General features: G+C 64.2%; 5 protein-coding genes. 3 read left to right on the top strand and 2 right to left on the bottom strand.

Features of this window, described 5'->3' with window-relative positions; all coding sequences use genetic code 11:
- The first annotated feature begins 153 nt into the window (after positions 1 to 153).
- The 3 genes from ACWGTO_RS28370 (at position 154) to ACWGTO_RS28360 (ending at position 6,277) form a co-directional block, all read left to right on the top strand.
- Positions 154 to 1,563 (top strand): FAD-binding oxidoreductase, encoded by a 1,410-nt coding sequence (locus tag ACWGTO_RS28370; RefSeq protein ID WP_454578094.1) that lies wholly within the window; start codon positions 154 to 156, stop codon positions 1,561 to 1,563.
- Positions 1,564 to 1,583: 20 nt separating this feature from the next.
- Positions 1,584 to 2,084: a hypothetical protein gene (locus ACWGTO_RS28365; protein WP_454578093.1), complete on the top strand. Its 501-nt coding sequence runs from the start codon at positions 1,584 to 1,586 to the stop codon at positions 2,082 to 2,084.
- 221 nt (positions 2,085 to 2,305) lie between these two features.
- A complete protein-coding gene (locus tag ACWGTO_RS28360; protein WP_454578092.1) occupies positions 2,306 to 6,277 on the top strand; it encodes an AsmA family protein in 3,972 nt (1,323 codons plus the stop codon).
- 7 nt (positions 6,278 to 6,284) lie between these two features.
- Here the strand turns inward: ACWGTO_RS28360 and ACWGTO_RS28355 are convergent, their stop codons facing one another.
- Positions 6,285 to 6,506 (bottom strand): ribbon-helix-helix domain-containing protein, encoded by a 222-nt coding sequence (locus ACWGTO_RS28355; RefSeq protein ID WP_023668319.1) that lies wholly within the window; start codon positions 6,504 to 6,506, stop codon positions 6,285 to 6,287.
- Between the two features lie 14 nt (positions 6,507 to 6,520).
- Positions 6,521 to 6,715, bottom strand: a complete 195-nt coding sequence (locus tag ACWGTO_RS28350; protein WP_454578091.1) for a DUF4169 family protein — start codon at positions 6,713 to 6,715, stop codon at positions 6,521 to 6,523.
- Positions 6,716 to 6,727: the final 12 nt, after the last annotated feature.

The raw sequence follows: 6,727 nt of genomic DNA, 5'->3' as shown, positions 1-6,727 counted from the left end.
GTTCACCGTTTCCGCGAAACGGTGAACCGCTCTCGTTTTTTGTTTTGACGCAATTCCGGACGGAAAACCGCTTCACACTTTTCCTAGAATTGCTTCTTGTGCATCCATAATCGCATAACAAGCGTGGACGCTGGTCCATTCGCGGAGGAATTCATGGCTCTGAGCGACCTCAACCCGGTCGAACGCAACGAGGAAGGCATCGCTGCCGTGCTCGGCATCCTCAAGCAGCAGTTCGGCGAACGCTTCCAGACCGGCGCGGCGATCCGCTCGCAGCATGCCCACACCACCACCTATATTCCGACGCAGTCGCCCGATGGCGTCGCTTTCCCAGAGACGGCTGCCGAGGTGCAGGAGATCGTGCGCGCCTGCGCGGCTTATCGCGTGCCTGTCATCGCCTTCGGCGTCGGCTCGTCACTGGAGGGCCACACCAACGCGCCCGGCGGCGGCATCTCGGTTGACACATCGCGCATGAACCGCATCCTGGCGGTCAACCCTGAGGATCTCGACTGCACCGTCGAGCCCGGCGTGACGCGCGAGGATCTCAACCGTCATTTGCGTGACACCGGCCTGTTCTTTCCGATCGATCCCGGCGCCAATGCTTCGCTGGGCGGCATGGCGGCGACGCGGGCCTCCGGAACCAATGCGGTGCGCTACGGCACGATGCGCGAGAACGTGCTGTCGCTGACGGCTGTCATGGCAGATGGCGAGACGGTGACGACCGGCAAGCGGGCGAAAAAGAGTTCGGCCGGCTACGACCTGACGCGGCTGCTGGTCGGCTCGGAAGGCACGCTCGGCATCATCACGTCGCTGACTTTGAAGCTCCAAGGCATTCCGCAGGCGATCTCCGGCGGCGTCTGCCCGTTTCCGAGCCTCGAGGCGGCCTGCAATGCGGTGATCGCCACGATCCAGATGGGCATCCCGGTGGCGCGCATCGAACTGGTCAATGCGCTGCAGATGCGGGCGATGAAGAATTATTCGAAGCTCGATTATCCGGAGAGCCCGTGCCTGTTCGTCGAGTTCCACGGCAGCGATGCCGGCGTTGCCGAGCAGGCGGAAACCTTCGGCGTGATCGCCGAGGATAATGGCGGCGGACCGTTCCTGTGGACCAGCGTTGCCGAGGAGCGGACGAAATTGTGGAAGGCGAGGCACGATGCCTATTGGGCATCGCTGACGCTGCGTCCCGGCACCAAAGGCCTGTCGACCGATGTCTGTGTGCCGATCTCGCGGCTGGCCGAATGCGTTGCCGAAACCGAGGCCGATATTGCCGAGATGGGCCTGGTGGCGCCGATCGTCGGCCATGCCGGCGACGGCAATTTCCACGTGCTGGTGCTGATGGATGTCAACGACCCCAAGGAGATCGCGCTGGCGGAGAAATTCGTCGCGCGGCTGAACATGCGGGCGATCGCCATGGACGGCACCTGCACCGGCGAACACGGCATTGGCCAAGGCAAGATCGGCTTCCTGCGCCACGAACTTGGTCACGGCGTCGATATCATGCGTTCCATCAAAAAGGCGCTCGATCCGCAAGACATCATGAACCCGGGCAAGATATTACCTGCATAGGCGAAATGTGAGGGGCGACAATGCGGCACAGGACCGAGACTATTGAGCCCCTGGTTATAAGCGCATCGCGCGGCAAGACACTGTTGTTGCTGTCGACCAGCCTCTTCTTTGTCCTGGCCTGCGCTTTCCTGATCCATGTCTCCGAGGACGGCGACACGGCCGGCCTTTGGTGGTGCCTGGCCTTTTTTGGGCTGGGCGTGTTGGTGTTTGCCTGGCAGCTTGTGCGCCCGCAGATCCTGGTGCTGAACGGACAAGGTTTCAGTCTCGGCGGCGGTCTTGTTCGATCGCCGAAGCTGGTGCCCTGGAAGGATATCGAAGGCTTCTACGTCGTCCATCGTCGGCGCAGAATCGGCGATATGATCGGGTATAATTTCGCGCCGAGGGTCAAGAAAAGCTCCGTCGTGCGCAGCGTCACCAAAAGCCTGGGGGCCGAAGCCGCATTGCCCAAGGGCTGGACATTGTCGCCTGAGGAGATGGTAGTGCTGTTGAACGAATACCGCCAAAGGGCCATGGCGGGATAAGGCCGCGGAGCGCGAGAGCTGCGTAGTTGCCGGGGGAGGGCCAGCAGATGCCGACATCAGCGGCGTTGTTGCCGCTATCGTCTGCCGGAGCGCCCTTGCCGCATGTCTTTGCCGATGAGGGCAGGCTGCTCGTTGCCCTATCTGCCAAGGAAATTGCCTCTTTATCGACACGCTGATGCGGGTAGAGTGCGGCTGACTTTCAATCAACCCGTTCGGAGCTGATGCTCGCACGCCTGTTCGTGATCTTCGGTGGCTTGTTTGTGCTGGTGCTGCTGGCAGCACTCGTGGTGCCGTATTTTATCGACTGGACCGGCTACCGCGCCCAGTTCGAGCGCGAGGCGAGCGCCATTCTCGGCCGCAAGGTGACGGTGCAAGGCGATGCCACCGCGCGGCTGCTGCCGTTCCCCTCGGTGACCTTCTCTAACGTCACCGTCGCCGGCGGCCCCGGCGGCCAGCCGGCAATGACCGTCGAGACCTTTTCGATGGATGCGGAGTTGGCGCCGTTCCTGCGCGGCGAAGTGCTGATCTTCGACATGCGGCTGGTGCATCCGAAGGCGACAATCGACATTGCGGACAACGGCACGGTCGATTGGGCGATGCGGCCTTCATCGCCCTTTGACCTCAACCAGATCTCTATCGAGAAGCTGACGGTAACGGAGGGAGAGATTGCGCTGCGTCATGCCGCCGGCGGGCGCAGCCATCTGATTTCTGAAATCAATTCGACCATCTCGGCCAAGTCGCTGGCCGGTCCGTGGCGCATGGACGGCACGTTGCGGCTCGACGGCCTGCACTCGACCGTCGCCGCCTCGACCGGGAAGGCCGAGGGCAATGGCCAGATGCGGCTCAGGCTCAAGGTCGATCCCGATGCCTATCCGCTGGTCGTCGAGACCGACGGCAATGCCGGCATCGTCAATGGGGCTGCCGTCTATTCCGGCCAGTTCAAGATTTCCGGCGCCGACAAAAATAGTCACGACAAAAGCGGGGCGGCGCTGCGCGGCACCGATGGCGAGGTTGTTGAGATCAATACGGGCAAGGTCAGCGCCGGCAAGCCCGATCCGGGGTTCAGGCTGAACGGCAAGTTCTCGCTCGACCACCAGAAGCTCGGCGTCGATGAATTCCGTTTCGAGACCGGGCCGCTCGACAATCCCTACACCGCCGACGGCAAGGCTTCGATCGATCTCGGGCTGAAGCCGAACTTCGCCATCGAGGCCAATGGCGCGCAGGTGCAACTGGACGAGGCGGTGGGCGCTGAGAAGGGTGCCGGCCTGACACTGGACCAGCGCATTGCCGGGATTGAACAGGCGCTGCTCGACCTGCCGAAACCGACCATACCCGGCACCGTCGAGGTCAAGCTGCCGGCGGTGCTGGCCGGCGACACCACGGTGCGCGACGTGCATCTCTCGGCCGAGCCGGTCGCGGGCGGCTGGTCGGTGAAGTCGATGGCTGCGACCTTGCCCGGGCGCACCACGCTGGAAGCCAGCGGCATGCTCAGCGTCGAGGACCATTTCGGCTTCAGCGGCTCGCTGCTTCTGGCGGTGGCGCAACCTTCCGGCTTTGCCGCCTGGCTGTCGAAGGATGTCGACGAGGCGATCCGCCGCCTGCCTGCCGCCGGCTTCAAGGCCAAGGTCGATCTGTCAGAGAAGCGCCAGGCGTTCAGCGATCTCGAACTGATCCTGGGCAAGGCAAAGTTTTCCGGCCGCATCGATTCCAGCCAGCCCGACGACGCCAAGCCCTCGGTGCTGATGCGGCTCACGGGGGGCGAACTGGACGTCGACGGGCTGACGGCGTTCGCCTCGATCTTCGTCAGTGACAAGGGCGCCAACCGCTTTTCCGACCGCGACCTCGATTTCCAGATCAAGGCCGGCCCTGTCAGCGCCGGCGGGCTGACCGCCGACACGGTCGATACCGCGCTCCGGCTGCGCGACGGGCTGCTCGAAATCGACCGGCTGTCGATTGGCGGCGTTGCCGGCGCGTCGATCAGCGCCACCGGCCGGATCAAGGATTTTCCGGCGAGCCCTACCGGCAAGCTCGATGCCTCGGTGGTCGCCGTCGATCTGAAGCCGCTGGTCGACATCGCCGCGCAACGCTATCCCGACAATGATGTGCTGAAGGGACTGGCAAGCCGCACAACTGCCTATCCCGAGCTGTTCCAGGACGCACGCGTCGATCTGGTGGCAAGTGCGGCCGACAATGGCGACGGCACGACAGGGCTGGCGGTGACCGGGCAAGGCAAGGCCGGCGGTTCGTCCTTTTCGGCATCGCTGTCGGGCAAGGGGGCCGTCGGCCAGTTGCTCGACGCGCCGGTGACGCTGACCTTCAACGCCAAAAACCCCGACGCCACGGCGCTGCTTGCGCTTTACGGCCTGCCGGCGCTGCCGCTCGGCATGCTTGGCCAGGCAAGCACCGATATCTCGGCCAAAGGCACGCTTGGCGGCGGCCTGGCGACCAGCTTCAACCTGGCCGCCGATGATTTCAAGGCAACGTTTGACGGCACCGTTGCCGAAACCCCGCAAGGCGCCACCGTCAAGGGCAAGATCGGCCTCGATGCCTCCGATATCGAGCCTTGGCTGATGACGACCGGCGTCGGCCTGCCGGGCATGGGGACGGGCACCTCGAGCTCGCTCAGCGCGGATGCCGATTTCGGCAACGGCCTTTTGGTGCTGAGCGGCCTCAGCGGGTCCATCAACGAGGCGGAGATCTCGGGCGACGTCAACGCCGATGCGAAGCAGGGGCTGCCGCATCTCTCAGGTGCGCTGGCGCTCGACGAATTGGACCTCGACCCGATCGCCGTTGCGCTGTTCGGCGACCAGGCCTTCCTTGCCAGCAACGCGAACTGGCCGACGGCGCCATTTAGCCAGAAATCCAGCCTGCCGTTCAGCGCCGACCTCGACTTGACCACGGCCACCCTTGCCGCCGGACCCATGGCGACGGCCTATGACGCGTCGCTAACGCTGAAACTCGACCAGGAAGGCATCCGCGTTTCGGACCTGAAGGCGAAACTCCTCGGCGGCGCGCTCACCGGGCTGTTCGAGTTGAAGAACACGGACGGCACCGGGCTGTTTTCCGGCCAGATGAAGCTTGCCGGCGCCGATCTGGCGACCGTGCTGCCGGATGCCGGCTTGAGCGGAAGCGGCGATTTCTCGACAGGCCTGTCGACCAGCGGCAAATCGGTCGATGCGATGATCGCTGCGCTCTCCGGGTCCGGCACGGCGGCGCTGAAAGGCCTGACAATTGCCGGCGTCAATCCCGATGCCTTCGGCGCTTTGATCGCCAAGGCCGATGCGATAGGGCGCGACATCGATGTGGCCAAAACCGCGGGCTTTGCACATGACATTGCCGGCGCTGGCAATTTTGCCGCCGGCGATACCGACATCGCCTTCACGGTTGCCGGTGGCACGCTTAGGGCGCCGCCGATCAAGCTGGAAAACGCCGGCGCGGCGCTGTCCGCCGACGTCACGGCGGACCTGAACACCGGCACCGTCGCCGCCAAGGGTGCGATCACCTACAAGCCCGGCGACGCGGCGCTGGTCGGGTCGGATCCCTCGGTCAATTTCAGCGTCGACGGGCCGTTCGGCGCGATGAAGAAACAGTTCGACAGCGAACCGCTGGCGCAGTTCCTAATCCAGCGCGCGCTGGAAAAAGAGCAGCAGCGGGTCGAAGCGATGCAGGCAGCACTGCTCGAGAAGCAGAGGCTGCGGCGCGAGGTGCGCTACTACGCCGCCCTGCAGACCGAACGCGAGAACGCGGCCGAGGAACTGCGCAAGCAGGAAGAAGCGGCGCGGCTGAAGGCCGAGGCCGACGCCAAGGCGAAAGCGGAAGCCGACGCCAAGGCACAGGCCGAAGCGGATGCGAAGGCCAAGGCGGACGCCCAGGCAAAAGCAGATGCCGAGGCAAAAGCGCAGGCGGAAGCCGACGCCAAGGCCAAGGCGGATGCCGACGCGAAGGCGCAGGCCGAGCAGCAGGCAGCCGAAGACGCCGCCAAGGCCGAAGACGAACGGAAGAAGGCTGAACAGGCGATGCGCATTGCTTCGCAGGAAAAGGCCAGGCTGGAGGCCGAACGCAAGGCTCAGGAGCAGGCGCCGAAGGTCGACCGCTCACTGCCCGGCGTCAATGACGATTCGGCCCCGGCGCCGCCGAAGCCCAAGACAAATCCGTTTTCGGTCGACAATCTGCTGAAGTCGCTGGGTAATTGAAGCCTGTTCAGACCGCGCCGCGCTTGGCCCAGTCCAGCACGTGGAGCCTGAGTGCCGATGACAAATTGGCGTCGCGCGGCCTTGTCTCGTCGATTTCGGCGACGAGAGCCGCAAGCGTCAGCTTGCGCGCGGCGGCAATGGCGACGAGGTCGTCATAGAACGGCTTTTCGAGTGAGTAGCTGGTGCGGTGGCCGCGGATCGTCACGGAGCGTTTTTCGACTGGGCTCACCGCAGGCTGTCCATTCAGTCGCCCTGATCTTCAGGGCGTTCGCGGCGGTGGCCGGCGATGAATTTTTCAGCTTTGTCCGACGTTAGCCGATCGCGATCTTTTTCGGCTTTGGAGCGGCCGTGCCGAGCGCGGTTCTCGCCGGCCAGCTTTTCCTTTTCGGCGCGCGCCTTCTGCTTGCGGAGCTGTCGAAGGTTGACGACGTCGCCCATGTCGCGCCGTCC

The sequence above is a fragment of the Mesorhizobium sp. PL10 genome (genome assembly GCF_053714315.1).
Note: the sequence above shows the minus strand (reverse complement) of the source record. Positions and strands in the feature narration are given on the sequence as shown.

Coding starts and splice junctions, on each gene's coding strand:
- ACWGTO_RS28370 (WP_454578094.1), top strand. CDS start 154: ATGGCTCTGAGCGACCTCAACCCGGTCGAACGCAACGAGGAAGGCATC.
- ACWGTO_RS28365 (WP_454578093.1), top strand. CDS start 1,584: ATGCGGCACAGGACCGAGACTATTGAGCCCCTGGTTATAAGCGCATCG.
- ACWGTO_RS28360 (WP_454578092.1), top strand. CDS start 2,306: ATGCTCGCACGCCTGTTCGTGATCTTCGGTGGCTTGTTTGTGCTGGTG.
- ACWGTO_RS28350 (WP_454578091.1), bottom strand. CDS start 6,715: ATGGGCGACGTCGTCAACCTTCGACAGCTCCGCAAGCAGAAGGCGCGC.